Origin of the sequence: Perlucidibaca piscinae DSM 21586, from assembly GCF_000420045.1 — a bacterium.
Taxonomy (GTDB): Bacteria; Pseudomonadota; Gammaproteobacteria; order Pseudomonadales; family Moraxellaceae; genus Perlucidibaca; species Perlucidibaca piscinae.
The window spans coordinates 252,799-268,115 of record NZ_ATUE01000006.1 but is presented as its reverse complement, the minus strand read 5'-3'; the positions used below and the strand labels follow the sequence as shown (position 1 = coordinate 268,115).

Sequence of the window (15,317 nt, the reverse complement as noted above, 5' to 3'; positions counted from 1 at the left end):
CGGGCTACCTCAGGTCGGCTGGCTGGTCAGCGAGAGCAGCTGGCTCAGGCCCTGCTGCGCCTCGTCCACGGTGACGCCCTCGTCGACGTCCTGCTGCAGATAGGCCGTCATCAGCGGCTGCAGGCGAATGGCCTCGTCGACGCGGGGATCGGCACCGCGCTGGTAGGCACCGATGGCGATCAGGTCCTTGTTCTGCTGATACAGCGCCCAGAGCTGGCGGAACTGGCGCACCGCGAGGCGATAGGGCTTGCTGATGATGTCGTTCATGGCCCGGCTCACCGACTGCTCGATGTCGATGGCGGGAAAATGCCCGGCCTCGGCGAGGTGACGCGACAGCACGATGTGGCCGTCGAGGATGGCGCGCGCCGAGTCCACGATGGGGTCCTGCTGGTCGTCACCCTCGGCGAGCACGGTGTAGAACGCGGTGATGGAGCCGCCGCCGGCAGGCCCGTTGCCGGCCCGTTCGACCAGCGCCGGCAGGCGCGCGAACACGGTCGGCGGATAGCCCTTGGTGGCCGGCGGTTCGCCCACCGCCAGCGAGATCTCGCGCTGGGCCTGGGCGAAGCGGGTCAGCGAATCCATCAGCAGCAGCACCTGGCGACCTTCGTCGCGGAAGTGCTCGGCAATGGCGGTGGCGACCCAGGCCGCGCGCAGGCGCATCAGCGGCGAGTGGTCGGCCGGCGTGGCCACGACGACGGCGCGAGCCATGCCGTCGGGGCCGAGAATGTGGTCGACGAATTCCTTGACTTCACGGCCACGCTCGCCGATCAACGCGACCACGACGATCTCGGCTTCGGTGTGCTTGGTCATCATGCCGAGCAGCACCGACTTGCCGACGCCGGAGCCGGCGAAGAGGCCGATGCGCTGGCCGCGACCGACGCAGAGCAGGCCGTTCAGCGAACGGATGCCGACATCCAGCGGTTCGCGGATGGGCTGGCGCTGCAGCGGGTTGAGCGGATGCGCCAGCAGCGGCCGGCGGGCATGGGTCTGCAGCGGGCCGAGCCCGTCGAGCGGACGCGAGGAGGCATCGATGACGCGTCCGAGCAGACCGTCGCCGACCGGCACGCTGGGGTCGCTGGCGACCGGCACGACACGGGCATTGGGCTTGATGCCGACCATCTCGCCGGTGGCCATGAGCTGCAGGCGGTCGCCGTGAAAGCCCACCACCTCGGTTTCCAGCCAGCCGCCGTCACCGGTCTCGATGGCGCAGCGCGAGCCCATGGCGGCGGTGATGCCCTCGACCTCGATCATCATGCCGACGATGCGGCGCAGGCGCCCTTCCACCACCGGCGCCAGCGGCTCCTGGAGCTGCTGACGACGGCTGCTCAGGGCCTTCAGCCATTGGCGGGTGGCATCGATGTCGGGCGACTGGGTCATCAGCTCACTACTCTCAGAGGCACCGGCTGCGGCAGGTCAAGACGCTGCGCGGCTTCGGCCAGACGGGTCTCGACGCGGGCGTCGATGCGCGCGCTGCCGGATTCCAGGCGGCAGCCACCACGCGTGATGGTGGCATCCTCGATCAGCTGCCAGTGCACATCGTCACCAGACGGCAGGTTTTCGCGGACCAGATGCACGTCTTCCGGGTGCAAGTGCACGCGCACATGACGCGACGAGGCCGGCAACGCGGCCACCGCCTCGCGCAAGGTAGTCAGCACACGCTCGGGCTCGGCGGCCAGGGTCTCGCCGACCACCTGGCGAGCCAGCGCGAAGGCCAGTCCCAGCAATTCCTCTTCGACCTGCTCGTTGAGTGCGGCCAGCGGCTGGCTGAAATGACGGATCAGCTGCTGCCAGCGCTCGGCCTGCAGGCGCAGTTCGCCGCGTGCGGCCTGGCGGCCCTCGTTGAGGCCCTGCATCCAGCCTTCCTGGCGCGCGGCTTCGCGCAGCGCGGCGAGGTCGGCCTCGTGATCGTGACGCGGCATGGCGGCCGTGGCGACATCGACATAGTCCTCGTCATGGCCGGCATGACGTGCCGGAATGTCGTGCATGGCCGGCATCTGCCAGCGCGACCAGGCCTGGGCCATCTTACTCGACATAATCGTCTCTCCCGGTGGCGAGCGTGATCTGGCCGGCCTCGGCAAGACGGCGGGCAATCACCACGATGTCCTTCTGGGCGGCTTCGACGTCGCTCATCTTGACCGGACCGCGGGTCTCCATGTCTTCGCGCAGGATCTCGCCGGCACGCTTGGACATGTTCTTGAAGATCTTTTCGCGCAGCGGCTCGGCGGTGCCCTTGAGGGCGAGACCGAGCAGATCGCTTGAGACTTCGCGCAGCAGCAGCTGCATGCCCTTGTCATCCAGCGTGATCAGGTTGTCGAAGACGAACATCAGGTCCTGGATCTTGGCGGTCAGCGTGCTGTCGGCCTGGCTCAGGGCCTGGATGATGCGTTGTTCGGTGTCGGAGCCGACGCAGTTCATGATGCCGGCGACGGCCTTGGCGCCGTCGATGGCCTTGGACTTGAACGAGCCCGACAGCGACAGCTTGTTGCGCAGGATGTCCTGCAGCTCGATCAGCGCCGCCTGCGGAATCTTTTCCAGCGTGGCGATGCGCAGCACCACGTCCTGCTGCAGCTCGGGGCTGAGCTTGTCGAGGATCATGCCGGCCTGGTCCTTGGCCATGTGGGCCAGGGTGATGGCGATGATCTGCGGGTGCTCGTCGCGCAGCATCTGCACCACGGTGTCGAAATCCAGCCAGCGCAGCGAGTCGATCTCGACCGGCGCCGATTCGCCGAGCACGCGGTCGGCCAGGGTGCGGCCCTGCTGCTCGCCCAGCGTGCTGACCAGCACCTGGCGCACGTAATCCGGCACGCCGACGCCGAGCGGGGTGTGCGCCTTGAGCGCGGAGCCGAACTGGTCGATGACCTGCAGCGCCTGGTCGTTGTTGACCTCGCGGATGCCGGCCATGGCCATGCCGATGCGCTCGACGGCTTCGGAACCCACGTACTTCAGCACTTCGGCGGCACGGTCCTCACCCAGCATGAGCAGCAGCATGGCGGCCTGCTGGCTTCCCGGCGCGACGGCAACGGCGGCATTACTGTTCATTTGGCATCACCCAGCTCTTCACGACTTGCGCCACCAGGCGCGGGTCTTCGGCGGCGGCGTGGCGCACCGCGTTCATGCGATCTTCCAGCATCTGGTTCGACGGCAGGGCCAGCGGCGCGGCGTGAGCTGGTGCCGGCAGTCCGTCCGGACCGACATAACCCATGCGCATCATGGCGTCGCCTTGCGGACCGCCGGCCAGCAGCGGCACGGCCTCCGGCAGAGCACCACCCGTGCCGCCGCCGAGCAGCTGACGCAGCAGCGGACGCAGCACGCTGAGGGCGACGATGAGCACGGCAACACCGATGAGCACCTGGCTGATCAGGTCACGGAACCAGGCCTGCTCCCAGAAGGCGGCTTCTTCGCTCTCGCCCATGCTGGCCATGTCGACATTGGTGAACGGGGCGCTGACCACGGTGACCTTGTCGCCACGCTCGACCTGGAAGCCGATGGCGCCCTGCACCAGACCGGTCATGCGTTCGAGGTCGGCGGTGCCGGGGCCGGCCTTGACGATCTTGCCGGCGGCGTCCTTGACCGGGGCGCTGTCGACCACCACGGCCACCGACAGATTGCGGATGGCGCCGCCGGGGGTCGCGCTGTAGTTCAGCACGCGTTCGATTTCGTAGTTGCGGGTGATCGCGGAGTTGCCGGTGGCAGCGGCCGTGGCCGCGCCGGCTTCGCTGGCACCCGGCGCTGGCGTGGCATCCACCGGCGGCTGGTTGCTGAGCGCGCCCGGCACGCCTTCGGCCTTGGCCAATGCAGTGCCGCTGTTGCTGGTGGTGATCTGCTCGCTGCGCACCACGGCCTTGTCCGGGTTGTAGCTTTCACGGCTTTCCTGCTGCTGCGAGAAATCCATGTCGGCCGACACCTGCACACGCACCTGGCCGGACGGCGTGATCGCCGACACCAGGCGCTCGATGCGCTCTTCGTAGGCTTTTTCCACCTGCTGACGGTAGGTGAACTGGCGGTTGCTGATCTCCAGGGCATCGTCACGGTCCACGCGGGACAGCAGATTGCCCTGCTGGTCGACCACCGTGACCTGCTCCGGGGTCAGCTCGGGAATGCTCGCCGACACCAGGTTCATGATGGCCTTGACGTTCTTCTGCTCGAGCGTGCTGCCGGGCTGGATGTCGACCATCACCGAGGCGCTGGCCGACTTGCGGTCACGCACAAAGACACTCTGCTTGGGCAGCGCGAGATGAATGCGTGCCGAACGCACCTGCTGGATGCTCTCGATGGTGCGTGCCAGCTCGACTTCGAGGGCATGCTGGTACTTGCGGGTTTCCATGAACTCGCTGACGCCGAAGCCCTTTTCCTCGCGGATCATTTCCAGGCCGGTGCCGTCCTCGGACTGCATCAGGCCGCTGCCAGCCAGCTTGAGGCGGGCATTGTGCAGCTCTTTCTCGGCAACCAGGATGGCGCCGGTGTTGTCTTCGAGCTTGTACGCGATGTTCTGTGCCGTCAGCGCATCCATGACAGCGCTGGCGCGTTCCGGCGGCAGGCTGCTGTAGAGCACGCGGTAGTCCGGCTCACGACTCATCAGCACCAGCGACAGGCCGATGGCCACGCTGGCGGCAACACCGACCATGAGGATCAGCTGACGCGCCCAGGCCGGAAGGCCGTTGGCTGCGAAGCGCTGCTTGAGTTGATTGAGATCCGCCTTGGCCATGATGCTGTCCTGTCTGGTGCTGTTGCTGACTGGTCACTGAATCCGGAGATCGATCAGATCGACATCCGCATCACTTCCTGGTACGCGTCGACCATCTTGTTGCGTACTTCCATCATGGCCTTGAAGGACACGTCGGCCTTCTGCAGCTGCACCATGACCTGGGTCAGGCTGACCTCGCTGTCACCGCGCTCCCAGGCCGTGGTCATCTCGGTGGCCTTGCTCTGGGTCTGGTTCACCGCCTGCACGGAGTTCTTCAGCAGATCGCTGAAGCCGGCCGGCTTGACGTCAGATGCCGTGTCCAGCGGACGCAGCGGCACCGGGGTGCTGCCAGCGCCGCCCACCGGCAGACTGGTCTGCTGCCGCATGCTACGAATCTGGCTGAGAATGTTGTCGACGCCTGAAATGCCGTTCATTGCCCTGCTCCGTCAATCCTGTGGCTTACCATGCAGCTTGCAGGCCAAACTTCTTCATCTTCTCGACCAGCGTGGTGCGCTGCAGGCCGAGCAGCTTGGCTGCCTGGGACACCACGCCGTTGACCTGACGCAGGGCTTCGTTGATGTAGTTCACTTCCAGATCCTGCAGATGCTGACGCAGATCCATGCCCTGGCTGGGCAGTGCGGCAGCCTCTTCGCGCTCCTCGGCAGGACGTGCCGCCGGTATGGCCGAGATCAGCGGCTTGTCGAGCAGGCAGGACTTCTCGTCTTCGCTGCTCTGGATGAAGTCGCCGGCATAGCGCACCGGCAGATCACGCACTCGTACCAGCTCGCCGGCATGGGTGATGGACATGCGCTCGACCAGGTTTTCCAGCTCGCGGATATTGCCCGGCCACCGGTGCTGCATCAGGGCCTGCAGGGCACCCTGGCTGAACTCGGCGGGCTTGTCGCCACGGGCTTCGAGGCGGCGGCGGAAATGCTGCAGCAGCAGCGGAATGTCTTCGACGCGGTCGCGCAGCGGCGGCACCTGAATGGGGAACACGGCGAGGCGGAAGTACAGGTCCTGACGGAAGGTGCCGGCATCGACCATGGCGTCCAGATCGCGGTGGGTGGCCGCGATGATGCGTACATTGCTGTGGATGGTCTGGTTGCTGCCGACGCGCTCGAAGCAGCGCTCCTGCAGCACGCGCAGCAGCTTGACCTGCATTGGCAGGCTCATGTCGCCGATCTCGTCGAGGAACAGGGTGCCGCCCTCGGCCATCTCGAAGCGGCCCTTGCGGGTGGCGATGGCGCCGGTGAAGGCGCCCTTCTCGTGGCCGAAGAGCTCGCTTTCCAGCAGATCGGCGGGGATGGCGCCGCAGTTCACCGGGATGAAGGGCTTGCCGGCACGGTCGGAGCTGTCATGCAGGGCACGCGCCACCACTTCCTTGCCGCTGCCGGACTCGCCCTGGATCAGCACCAGGGTGTTGTGGGCGGCAACCTGGCTGACCAGCTTGCGCACCTGCACGATGGCCGGCGAGTTGCCCAGCGGGCTGTTGACGGGCTTGTTGGCCTGGATGGTTTCGACGATACCGAGATTCATCTTCATGCTCCCTTCGGACCCCTGTCCGTCAGCGAAGTTCATGAGGTGACTGTCGGTTATTTGACGCTGGCGATCAGTTGCTGATTGAGGCGCTGTTCGTACGACTTGAGGCCAGAATTGTCAGGCTTTTGTAACCCGTTCATTGCGCGAGTAAAAAACTGACCACTTGGGTGATGAACTCAGCTCCGCGCCTGGCGATGCACGGCGATCTGGCGGCGGTGCTGACGGAACAGGAACTTCTCCAGCCCGTTGCGCACCGGCTGTGACATCTCACCCAGACTGGCGACGCCGGCGGATTCGATGCGTGCCGGCAGGCGCAGCGGCGCAGCCACCAGCGGATGCACGTAGAGCTCGATGATGCCGGACTGGCCGGGCTCGGCCGGCAGCACCTTGCCATGCCAGTGGAAGGTACGCGCGGTCAGGGTCACGGCGGCCAGCGGCGGCACCATCTCGTAATGGGTGAGCAGACGGGTCACCAGGCTGGTGAGCAGGTCGACCTTGGCTTCGAGGCGGAACATGTCCTGGTGCAGCGCGCTGCCCTCTTCGCCCTCGGCATGGCGAGGCTGCTCCATGACCGCGATGGCATTGAGCAGCATCAGGTTGCCTTCGTGCAGCGCCGCGTATTCGACATCGGCCAGGCCAGCAGGCATTTCCTTCCAGGAAACCGGGAACACGCCATCGAGACAGATGGTCTCGGCCAGCGTCTCTTCGCTGGCGATGGCGTCCTCGACAGGACGGTTACCGGTGTCACGGTTCGGCATGGTCGCTCACTCGCTGGTCGTCACAGGCCCTGGTGGCGCAGGTAGGCGCCGGCGGCATTGCCGGCACGATGAATGCCCGACATCTCGTCGTCAAGCTGCTGACGGTGCTCGGCCGCCAGACGGGTGACCTCGGCATCGAGACCGAGCATGACACGAATGCCGGCCGCCAGCTCCTGGCGGTCGATGTGTTCGGGATGCTCGCGGAAATACTGCTCCAGCAGTGGACGGCGTGCCTGCTGCAGAGCCAGGGCTCCGGTCCAGTCACCCTGTCGCGCCTGCTCGAGCAGCGCATGGGTCATTTCCAGCAGGCCGTTCCAGGTCAGCCGCTCCGGCGAGGCCGGTTTCGGAAAGGCGATCACCTCGGCATGGGTCAGCATGATCTCAGCCCCCCACGGCCACGGCCAGGTCGGCCGACTGCGCCGGCACGCCGTCACGCAGGTGCATGGGAATCTCGTCCCAGCCAGCCTTGACCTCGCGCAGCAGACGCGCGCACTCGTCGAGGATGGCGTCGTCGTTGTTCAGGTTGGCCAGCAGCAGACGGCGGCCGATGTAATCGTAGAGCTCGTCGAGGTTGGCGGTCAGCGGGGTGTCGAGACGACGGTCCAGGCTCATGCGCAGGCCTTCGACGATGCGCACGGCACGACCGATCTCGTGGCACTTGGTGGCGATGTCACGACGCGCCAGGGCACCGCGTGCGGCTGCCATGCGATCGAGGGCGCCTTCGAAGAGCATCTGCACCAGACGGTGGGGGCTGGCGGCCTCGACACTGGCATGACGACCCATGTCGGCATAGGCGCGGGCAGCGTGTGCGTATCCAAATTTCATGGTGTCGTCCCCCTTGTGTACGGTGTGGCTTGCATACCTTGTTTATCGACGTCAGGCCGGGAGACTTGAGCCTGTTTTTCACAGATAGGCGAGTTGCTGACTGAGAAATGCACTGGTGCTGGCCAGGCTGGACATCATGGTGTCGAGCGCCGTGAACTGCTTCATGTAGCGCGCTTCCAGCTGGGTCATGCGCAGGTCCAGCGCCTCGCGCTGCGTGGTCAGCGACTTCTGCTCGCCCTGCAGACTCTTGGTGCGTGCCGCGATGGAGCCATCGCTGCCGCTGAAGGCATCGAGCATCTTGTTCATGCGTGCCGCGAGGCCGTTGTCTCCGGTGAACAAGGCGGCGACATCCTCGAAGCGCTCGCTCACCAGCGTGTCCAGCTTGCTGCTGTTGACGCTCAGCGTGCCTGTCTTGGCCGCGCTGGTAATACCGAGCTCGGTGAGCGTGTCGAGATCGGCATCGACGCCCGACAAGGCGGTGTTGAGTTCGTTGCGCAGCTGGGAGGCCAGGCGAGAGGTCAGCGAATCGCCCTGCAACTGCCCCGCCGACTTGGTGGTGGCGTTGTAGGCGGTCATTTCATTGAGCTTGGTCTGCAGCTTGTTGTAGCTGCTGACAAACTGGTCGACAGCTGTTTTCGAGGCGCTGCTGTCGTTGGCCACCGTGATGTCGACGGGCGTCGCCAGATCGACCTTGGCCGCCGTCAGCGTGACGCCGTCGATGGCATTGCTGAACACATTGGTGGACGAGGTGATCTTGAAGCCGTCGAGGTCGATGCGGGCATCGGTGGCGGCAACCTTGACCGTCATCGGATTGCTGCCAGCCGACGGGTTGTAGGCGAGATCGCCGAGACTGCCGGTGGCACCACTGACGGCAATGGTCATGCCCTCGGCCGTGCCGCTGCCAGCCGCCGTGATCACCAGATGCGATCCGGTGGTGGCATTGACGATGGAGGCCTTGATGCCGGGGTTGCCGGAGGCGCCATTGATGGCATCGCGGATGCCGGCCAGAGTGTTGTTGGCCGCCGTGATGTCGACATTGAAGGACTTGCCGTTGGCGCTGAACTGCAGCTGACCGGTACCGACCACGGTGGAACTGGTCGCGTAGGCGTCACTTGCCAGCTTCTGCGTCTGTGCCAGCGATTCGACGATGACGCGATAGCTGCCCGGCGTGGCGGTGGTGCCGCCGGTGGCCTTGAGCAGGGACTCGTCACTGACCTTGGCGGAGCGGTTCTGGAAGGTCTCGATCTTCTTCAGCTTCTTCAGCGACTCCTGGAACTCGGCGATGGTCGACTTCAGGGTGCCGTAGGCCGACAGCTTGGAGCTGACCCGGGTTTCGCGCGTGGTCAGACGACCAGAGGCCGGCGCTCTTTCCGCCTGCACCAGCTGGCTGACCAGGCTGTTGATGTCGAGGCCGGAGCCCAGTCCCGCGGACGAGATGCCTGCCATGATGTCGACTCCTGTGGGCGCCTCAGGCGCGATCGTGAATCAGTCCGGAGCCCTGTTCGGACAGGGACTCGGCCAGCTTCAGCGTAGCCTCCGAGGGCAGCTGGCGAATGACGTCGCCAGACTCGCTGTCGATGATCTTGATCACCGAATGACCACTCTTATCATCCACGCTCAACGACAGATGTTGTTGGCGTTGTTGTAACAACTGGTCGAGATTTCTTATCTGCTCGGCACTCGGTGCAGCGGCCTCGCCGCTTGCGACTGGTGCTGACAGTGTCGGCGCCGGAACCGCTGTCACTGTGCTGGCCGATGGCGATGAGGCGACCGGCGATACCGGGGTTCCGGTCGCTGGCGAGACCGCCGCCGGAATGCGCAGGGACTGTACGGCTGCGATGTTGTCCATGATTCACCTCCGCCCGCAGGCTGGAACGTCAAGCAGGTGCAGGCAGGGAGCGCGACGCGCCCCCTGCCTGCGGGATGATGCTGCCGGGGCGGTGACAACCCCGGCGACTGCCCTTAGCGGAGCAGACCCAGGACACCCTGCGGCAGGGAGTTGGCCTGCGACAGCATCGCGGTACCGGCCTGCTGCAGGATCTGGCCCTTGGACAGGTTGGCCGTTTCGGCGGCGAAGTCGGCATCCTGGATGCGACCGCGGGAAGCCGAGAGGTTTTCCGAGGTGGTCTGCAGGTTGGCGATCGTCGAGCTGAAGCGGTTCTGGATGGCACCCAGGTTGCCGCGCGCCGTGTTCACTTCCTTCAGTGCCGCATCCATCATGGCGATCGTGTTTTGTGCTCCAGTGAAGCTGGACACATCTGCGGAAGCCACGCCAACTGCAGGAGTGGATGCACCGACAGTGCCAGTGAAGCCAGACTTGACGACTGTTGCATCAGCACCACCGAACACAATCGCAGCAGAGCTGGTCAGCGTGATCGAGCCCGTTGTGGTGTCGTACGAAGCACCGACGCCGGTGGTCGACGAGACACGGTTGATCGCTTCGGTAACCTGACCAGCGCGCTCTTGTGCGTTGGCAGCAACTCCGATGGCTCCAATGCTGGTGCCGTTGACGGTGATACCGCCGGCAGCAATCGCCGTGAAGTCGGTAATCGACGAGGCCGCTGCAGTGGCGGTGAAACGGTTGACAGTACCACCCAAGGCTGCCACTTGAACGTTGGCGATGCTGCTCACGCTGATGGTTTCACCGGCGTTGGCACCGACCTGGAACGAGACACCGGTGAACGAGCCGTCGAGCAGCTTGTTGCCGTTGAAGTTGGTCTGTTCGGCGACACGCTGGATTTCAGCCTTGAGCTGGGTGACTTCCGAGTTCAGGGCGTCACGGTCAGCCTGGGTGTTGGTGCCGTTGGAAGCCTGCACGGCCAGTTCACGGATACGCTGCAGGTTGGAACCGACTTCACCGAGAGCACCTTCGGCGGTCTGGGCCAGCGAGATGCCGTCGTTGGCGTTGCGGGCTGCCTGGTTGAGGCCGCGGATCTGGCTGGTGAAGCGCTCGCTGATGGCGAGGCCGGCAGCATCATCCTTGGCGCTGTTGATGCGCAGACCGGTGGACAGGCGCTGCAGCGAAGTGGCCAGTCCATCTTGCGACTTCGAGACCGTGCGCTGAGCATTCAGGGAAGCGACGTTGGTGTTGATGGACAGAGCCATGATGTTTCTCCATATGTCTTGGGACGTAGGCGGTAGCGATCTCGGCCACTGTGGCGTTTATTTCGCTAACACCCTGACTATCGACTTGCATTCCGGGCTCTTTAGGCCCCTTTACACTTGCCCCACAAAACGCTGCACTTGCTCACGAAACACTCAGAGGTAGTTGAACAGCGACAGCCCCTGCACCTTCACGAACACCTGCTGCGCGGCTTGCATCCCCGTCAGTTGCTGATTAAGGCGACCGACAGCCTCGGCGTAGTCGACGTCCTCCAGGGAAGACAAGGTCGAACGCATCTGGATACTGGTTTCAGCCCGGACATCGGCCTGCAGGTCGAGTTGATTCAACCGCACACCTAGCCCCGTTCTGACATCCGAGAGATGCCCGATGTCCCTGTCCAGCTGCGCCAGGCCGTCACTGAGGGCGGCATTGCGCTGGCTGGGTGTCAAGGAACCGGCGGGCACCGGCACTGTTCCTTCAGCGACACTGGTTTTCTGCAAGGCCTGTGCCAATGCAGTCACGGTGGTCAGGATGTCGTGACGCGACGCCCCTGCCCCGTATTGAAAGACGCTGGTGGCCGGATCGGCGTCAGCCATCTGGGTCGAGGCGCTGGTCTGGATCTGGCGCTGGCCGTTGCCCAGCGGATGGAAATCCAGCGGATCCAGCGACGGATCCGGAATCGGCATGCCATCGACGTCGAGCATGGCGGGCGCCAGCGAGCCGTCAGCCAGCAGCACGCCGGGCACGCGCTGGCCGCCGGCATCTTCCAGCACCGGCAAGGCGTGCTCGCCGAGCATCATGTAGGGTGGCTGGTCATCATGGATGCCGCCGAACAGGTACTTGCCGACGCCATCACGGGCGTTGGCCTGCTGGGTCAGGGCATTGCGCAGCGACTCCACCTCGACCGCAATCATCTCGCGGGTCTCGTCGCTCTGGACGCCGTTGTTGGCCTGCACGATGAGCTCGCGCACCCGCTGCAGGGTGGCGATGCCGCTGTCGACCGCGGTCTCCTGCAGCTGCAGGCGGTCCTGCACCTGGCCGGCGTTGCGTTCGAACTGGTCGACTTTCTCGATGGCACGGCTGACGTCGAGGATGCGCGAGGCCGCCATGGGATCGTCAGAGGGCTTGAGCAAGCGCTTGCCGGTGGCGAGCTGCTCCTGGGTCTTCATGGCCGAGGCCTGCTGCTCGAGCATGCTGGTCATGCTCTGACGGAACCATTGCTGCGAGGAAATGCGCATGATCAGTCCCCGTTACCGACGGAAGGTGTCGATGATGGTCTGGAAGATGGTGTTGGCCGTGCTGGCGATCTGTGCCGCGGCCTGATAGGCCTGCTGGTACTTCATCAGGTTGGCGGCCTCTTCATCGAGATTGACGCCGGAGACGGCATCACGGCGGGACATCGCCTGCTCCACCAGCTGGTTCTGCGCGGTGGTGGCGATCTCGGCGCTGCGCACCTGGCTGGCCACCTCGCTGATCAGGTTCTGCACGCCTTCGGCCAGGCTGACGGTGCCGTTGAACAGCACCTTGCTGTTCTCGACGCCCACCAGCGCCAAGGCGTTGCTGTTGTCACCCGGGCCGAACACGCCACTGCCGCTGGCGGCCGCGATCTGGGTCGACTGCGTCAGGTTGACGCGGATGTCGGAGGCGGCCTTGCCGGCAGGACGAATCATGAAGGTGTCGCCGGCTGCCGCCGCACCACCGAGGCTGATGCTGAGGCCGACATCGGCGGCATTGACGGCCTGGCCGCCGGGCTCGGTGAACAGGCTGAAGCCGCCGGCGCCATCGGCGATCAGCCGGTAGTTGTCCGGCTGCAGCTTGCCGAGGTCGCTGATGCTGGCGGTGACACTGCCGGTTCCGGTATTGAGCGTGCTGGGCAGGGCCTGCGGGCCCGGCACCGAAAAGAAATCGACGCCGGCGGCACCGGTCAGATCACGGCCGGCGGTCTGCACGGCATTGACCTGGGTGGCCACGGCGAGCGCGATCATGCCGACCTGGTTGCGTGTCGGCGTCAGCACCTCGTCACGAAACTCCAGCAGTCCGCCCAGCGAGCCGCCATTGAGCGTGCTGGTGATGACGCCGCCATTGCTCAGTGAAATGTCGGGCTTGGTCGGGTTGAAGGCGTTCGGCGTGATGGTGAGCTTCTGCGGCGTGGTCGACAGCACCAGCGACTGACCGCTGCCGATGAAGACATTCACGGCACCGTCGTTCTGCGGCACGGTGCTGACCTTGACCAGCTCGTTGAGACCGAGCAGGGCCTGATCGCGTGCATCCATGAGGTCATTGGGCGAGCCCGAGGTCATCGAGGCCTGGGCGTCGACAATGGCCTGGTTGAGCTGGGCAATGCGCTTGGCGTATTCGTTGATCTCGTCCACCGACGCGCGCATGCGCGCATCGACATCCTGGTCGATGGCTTCGAGCTGGCTGTCGATGTCGTTGAGACGGGTGGCCAGGGCTTGGCCCTCGCCGATCAGCACGCGACGTGCCGACAGCGACGAGGGATCGGTGGCGACATCCTGCGCCGCGTTGAAGAAGCGGCCGAGTGCGGAGTTGATGCCGGTGACCGGGTCGGACACCACGGATTCGACCTGGGTGGCGAGACCGGCGAAGGTCTGCTCGCGAAACAGACCGGAGGTGCTGGTGCGGAGCTGATCGACCGCGAACTGATCGTAGGCGCGTCGAATGGAAGTGACTTCAACACCGCTGCCGATGGCACCGATGGCCGTGTTGGTGGCCATGCGCGCCGCCATGTTCACGTTCTGGCGGCTGTAGCCGTCCGTGTTGGCGTTGGCGATGTTGTGGCTGGTGGTGGCCAGAGCCCGCTGGTAGGACGTGAGTGCGGATAACGCACTGCCCATCATGTCGGCCATGTCACTTCCCTCTTGCGGCGCCGTCGGTGGACGTCACCGAGGGCCTTCACTGGTTGGTGCTGCTGCCCCGTTCCGCTGTCCGGTTGCCGTCAGCCCGCAGGCTGAGTTGCAACGACTGACTTTCGGCTGACGGTGCCAGCTGCTTCACCAAAGCTTCAGCAATTCCTATGCCACCTTTCTCGGAAAGATTGACAGCCATCTGGTTATCGAAGAGATCACGCGCCATCTTGCCGCCTTCGTCGCTGAACAGGCCGCCATCTTCGGTAGCCGAGCGCATGCTCTTGATCATCATCTGCATGAACACGGACTCGAACTGCCTGGCTACCGGCCTCAGCGCCGCTGTCGGATCCTTGACGGCCTCGCGCTTGAGATCCGTCAGGCCGTTGGCATCGTGCGAGAGCACGGGCTTGCTGATGTTCATGTCAGATCACGATCAGCTCGGCGCGCAGGGCGCCGGCCTGGCTGAGGGCTTCGAGGATGGCTACCAGGTCGGACGGCGCCGCGCCGACCGCGTTGATGGCGCGCACCACGTCATCCAGGGTGTTGCCGGTATCAAGCTTGAACATGCGCGGCGTGGCCTGTTCGACGGCAATGGTCGAGCGCGGCACGATGGCGGTCTGGCCCTGCGAGAACGGCTCCGGCTGGCTGACCTCAGGCTTTTCGCTGATGGTCACCGTGAGCGAGCCGTGGGTGACGGCCGCCGGCAAGGTGCGCACGGTGCCGCCGATGACGATGGTGCCGGTGCGCGAATTGACCACCACGCGTGATGGCGCCTCGGCCGGCTTCACTTCCAGGTTTTCCAGCATGGACAGGAAGCTGATCTGGCTGTTGGTGTCCTGCGGACCCTGCACGAGGACGGAGGTGGTGTCCTGGGCCTTGGCCACGCCCTCGCCGAACTGGCGGTTGATCTCGGCCACCAGGCGATGCGCGGTGGTGAAATCCGGCGATTTCAGGTTGAGCTGGATCTGGCCGTTGACGGCGACCTGGCCGGGCGCGGCGCGCTCGACGGTGGCACCGCTGGGAATGCGGCCGGCGCTGGGAATGTTGACGGTGATGCGCGAGCCATCCTGGCCCGACGCACCGAGGCCGCCGACCAGCAGGCTGCCCTGGGCCATGGCGTAGACCTGGCCGTCGGCGCCGGTGAGCGGCGTCATCAGCAGGCTGCCGCCGCGCAGGCTGCCGGCGTTGCCGATCGACGACACGGTGACATCGAGCACCTGGCCGGGCTTGGCGAATGACGGCAGGCTGGCATGCACGGTCACGGCGGCCACGTTCTTGAGCTGCGGATTGACGTTGTCCGGCACCTTGATGCCGAAGCGCGCCAGCATGTTGCGAATGCTCTGGATGGTGAACGGCGCCTGGCTGGTCTGGTCACCGGTGCCGGCCAGACCCACCACCAGGCCATAGCCGACCAGCTGGTTGTCACGCACGCCGGTGACCGAGACCAGGTCCTTGACGCGCTCGGCGTGAGCGACGGAGGACAGCATCAGGATCCAGGCAGCGAGCAGGCTGGACAGCAGGGTGCGAATGATCATGTTGGC

At 65.2% G+C, this 15,317-nt stretch carries 16 protein-coding genes; all 16 read right to left on the bottom strand.

Annotation, left to right across the window (positions count from 1 at the left end; genetic code table 11):
• Positions 1-9: 9 nt before the first annotated feature.
• The 16 genes from fliI to F595_RS0105245 all read right to left on the bottom strand — a co-directional run bounded on the left by fliI (position 10) and on the right by F595_RS0105245 (position 15,311).
• The gene (gene fliI / locus F595_RS0105320) at positions 10-1,377 is read right to left on the bottom strand and encodes a flagellar protein export ATPase FliI (protein WP_022955837.1); all 1,368 of its coding nucleotides are present in this window, start codon (positions 1,375-1,377) and stop codon (positions 10-12) included.
• On the bottom strand, positions 1,377-2,033 hold the full coding sequence (locus F595_RS12920) for a flagellar assembly protein FliH (RefSeq protein ID WP_084682838.1): 657 nt from the start codon (positions 2,031-2,033) through the stop codon (positions 1,377-1,379). The genes fliI and F595_RS12920 overlap by 1 nt, the downstream gene beginning before the upstream one ends.
• Complete coding sequence (gene fliG, locus F595_RS0105310; RefSeq protein ID WP_022955835.1) at positions 2,023-3,039, bottom strand: flagellar motor switch protein FliG; 1,017 nt, start codon at positions 3,037-3,039, stop codon at positions 2,023-2,025. The genes F595_RS12920 and fliG overlap by 11 nt, the downstream gene beginning before the upstream one ends.
• Positions 3,029-4,705 carry a flagellar basal-body MS-ring/collar protein FliF gene (fliF, locus tag F595_RS12915; protein WP_022955834.1) on the bottom strand — a complete coding sequence of 559 codons (1,677 nt, stop codon included), beginning with the start codon at positions 4,703-4,705 and terminating at the stop codon, positions 3,029-3,031. Before fliF ends, fliG begins: the two co-directional genes overlap by 11 nt.
• Positions 4,706-4,758: 53 nt before the next feature.
• Complete coding sequence (gene fliE / locus F595_RS0105300; protein ID WP_022955833.1) at positions 4,759-5,118, bottom strand: flagellar hook-basal body complex protein FliE; 360 nt, start codon at positions 5,116-5,118, stop codon at positions 4,759-4,761.
• 25 nt (positions 5,119-5,143) lie between these two features.
• Entirely contained in the window at positions 5,144-6,220 is a 1,077-nt protein-coding gene (locus tag F595_RS12910) for a sigma-54 interaction domain-containing protein (RefSeq protein ID WP_211213139.1), read from the bottom strand.
• A 179-nt stretch (positions 6,221-6,399) separates the two neighbouring features.
• The gene (locus F595_RS0105290) at positions 6,400-6,981 is read right to left on the bottom strand and encodes a PilZ domain-containing protein (RefSeq protein WP_022955831.1); all 582 of its coding nucleotides are present in this window, start codon (positions 6,979-6,981) and stop codon (positions 6,400-6,402) included.
• 20 nt (positions 6,982-7,001) lie between these two features.
• Positions 7,002-7,358 (bottom strand): flagellar protein FliT, encoded by a 357-nt coding sequence (locus tag F595_RS0105285; RefSeq protein ID WP_022955830.1) that lies wholly within the window; start codon positions 7,356-7,358, stop codon positions 7,002-7,004.
• Positions 7,359-7,362: 4 nt separating this feature from the next.
• The gene (gene fliS / locus F595_RS0105280; RefSeq protein ID WP_022955829.1) at positions 7,363-7,806 is read right to left on the bottom strand and encodes a flagellar export chaperone FliS; all 444 of its coding nucleotides are present in this window, start codon (positions 7,804-7,806) and stop codon (positions 7,363-7,365) included.
• Between the two features lie 78 nt (positions 7,807-7,884).
• The gene (gene fliD, locus F595_RS0105275; protein ID WP_022955828.1) at positions 7,885-9,252 is read right to left on the bottom strand and encodes a flagellar filament capping protein FliD; all 1,368 of its coding nucleotides are present in this window, start codon (positions 9,250-9,252) and stop codon (positions 7,885-7,887) included.
• A 22-nt stretch (positions 9,253-9,274) separates the two neighbouring features.
• Positions 9,275-9,655, bottom strand: coding sequence for a flagellar protein FlaG (locus F595_RS14465; RefSeq protein WP_022955827.1), 381 nt, complete (start codon positions 9,653-9,655; stop codon positions 9,275-9,277).
• Between the two features lie 113 nt (positions 9,656-9,768).
• On the bottom strand, positions 9,769-10,911 hold the full coding sequence (locus tag F595_RS0105265; protein ID WP_022955826.1) for a flagellin: 1,143 nt from the start codon (positions 10,909-10,911) through the stop codon (positions 9,769-9,771).
• A gap of 153 nt (positions 10,912-11,064) precedes the next feature.
• The gene (gene flgL / locus F595_RS0105260; protein ID WP_022955825.1) at positions 11,065-12,147 is read right to left on the bottom strand and encodes a flagellar hook-associated protein FlgL; all 1,083 of its coding nucleotides are present in this window, start codon (positions 12,145-12,147) and stop codon (positions 11,065-11,067) included.
• Between the two features lie 12 nt (positions 12,148-12,159).
• Complete coding sequence (gene flgK / locus F595_RS0105255) at positions 12,160-13,776, bottom strand: flagellar hook-associated protein FlgK (protein ID WP_022955824.1); 1,617 nt, start codon at positions 13,774-13,776, stop codon at positions 12,160-12,162.
• Between the two features lie 46 nt (positions 13,777-13,822).
• Positions 13,823-14,197, bottom strand: coding sequence for a rod-binding protein (locus F595_RS12900; RefSeq protein ID WP_051144640.1), 375 nt, complete (start codon positions 14,195-14,197; stop codon positions 13,823-13,825).
• A gap of 1 nt (position 14,198) precedes the next feature.
• Positions 14,199-15,311, bottom strand: coding sequence for a flagellar basal body P-ring protein FlgI (locus F595_RS0105245; protein ID WP_022955823.1), 1,113 nt, complete (start codon positions 15,309-15,311; stop codon positions 14,199-14,201).
• Positions 15,312-15,317: the final 6 nt, after the last annotated feature.

Coding starts and splice junctions, on each gene's coding strand:
- F595_RS0105265 (WP_022955826.1), bottom strand. CDS start 10,911: ATGGCTCTGTCCATCAACACCAACGTCGCTTCCCTGAATGCTCAGCGC.
- F595_RS0105290 (WP_022955831.1), bottom strand. CDS start 6,981: ATGCCGAACCGTGACACCGGTAACCGTCCTGTCGAGGACGCCATCGCC.
- flgL (WP_022955825.1), bottom strand. CDS start 12,147: ATGCGCATTTCCTCGCAGCAATGGTTCCGTCAGAGCATGACCAGCATG.
- fliE (WP_022955833.1), bottom strand. CDS start 5,118: ATGAACGGCATTTCAGGCGTCGACAACATTCTCAGCCAGATTCGTAGC.
- flgK (WP_022955824.1), bottom strand. CDS start 13,776: ATGGCCGACATGATGGGCAGTGCGTTATCCGCACTCACGTCCTACCAG.
- fliG (WP_022955835.1), bottom strand. CDS start 3,039: ATGAACAGTAATGCCGCCGTTGCCGTCGCGCCGGGAAGCCAGCAGGCC.
- F595_RS0105245 (WP_022955823.1), bottom strand. CDS start 15,311: ATGATCATTCGCACCCTGCTGTCCAGCCTGCTCGCTGCCTGGATCCTG.
- fliS (WP_022955829.1), bottom strand. CDS start 7,806: ATGAAATTTGGATACGCACACGCTGCCCGCGCCTATGCCGACATGGGT.
- fliD (WP_022955828.1), bottom strand. CDS start 9,252: ATGGCAGGCATCTCGTCCGCGGGACTGGGCTCCGGCCTCGACATCAAC.
- F595_RS12900 (WP_051144640.1), bottom strand. CDS start 14,197: ATGAACATCAGCAAGCCCGTGCTCTCGCACGATGCCAACGGCCTGACG.
- F595_RS12910 (WP_211213139.1), bottom strand. CDS start 6,220: ATGAATCTCGGTATCGTCGAAACCATCCAGGCCAACAAGCCCGTCAAC.
- F595_RS12920 (WP_084682838.1), bottom strand. CDS start 2,033: ATGTCGAGTAAGATGGCCCAGGCCTGGTCGCGCTGGCAGATGCCGGCC.
- F595_RS0105285 (WP_022955830.1), bottom strand. CDS start 7,358: ATGCTGACCCATGCCGAGGTGATCGCCTTTCCGAAACCGGCCTCGCCG.
- fliF (WP_022955834.1), bottom strand. CDS start 4,705: ATGGCCAAGGCGGATCTCAATCAACTCAAGCAGCGCTTCGCAGCCAAC.
- F595_RS14465 (WP_022955827.1), bottom strand. CDS start 9,655: ATGGACAACATCGCAGCCGTACAGTCCCTGCGCATTCCGGCGGCGGTC.
- fliI (WP_022955837.1), bottom strand. CDS start 1,377: ATGACCCAGTCGCCCGACATCGATGCCACCCGCCAATGGCTGAAGGCC.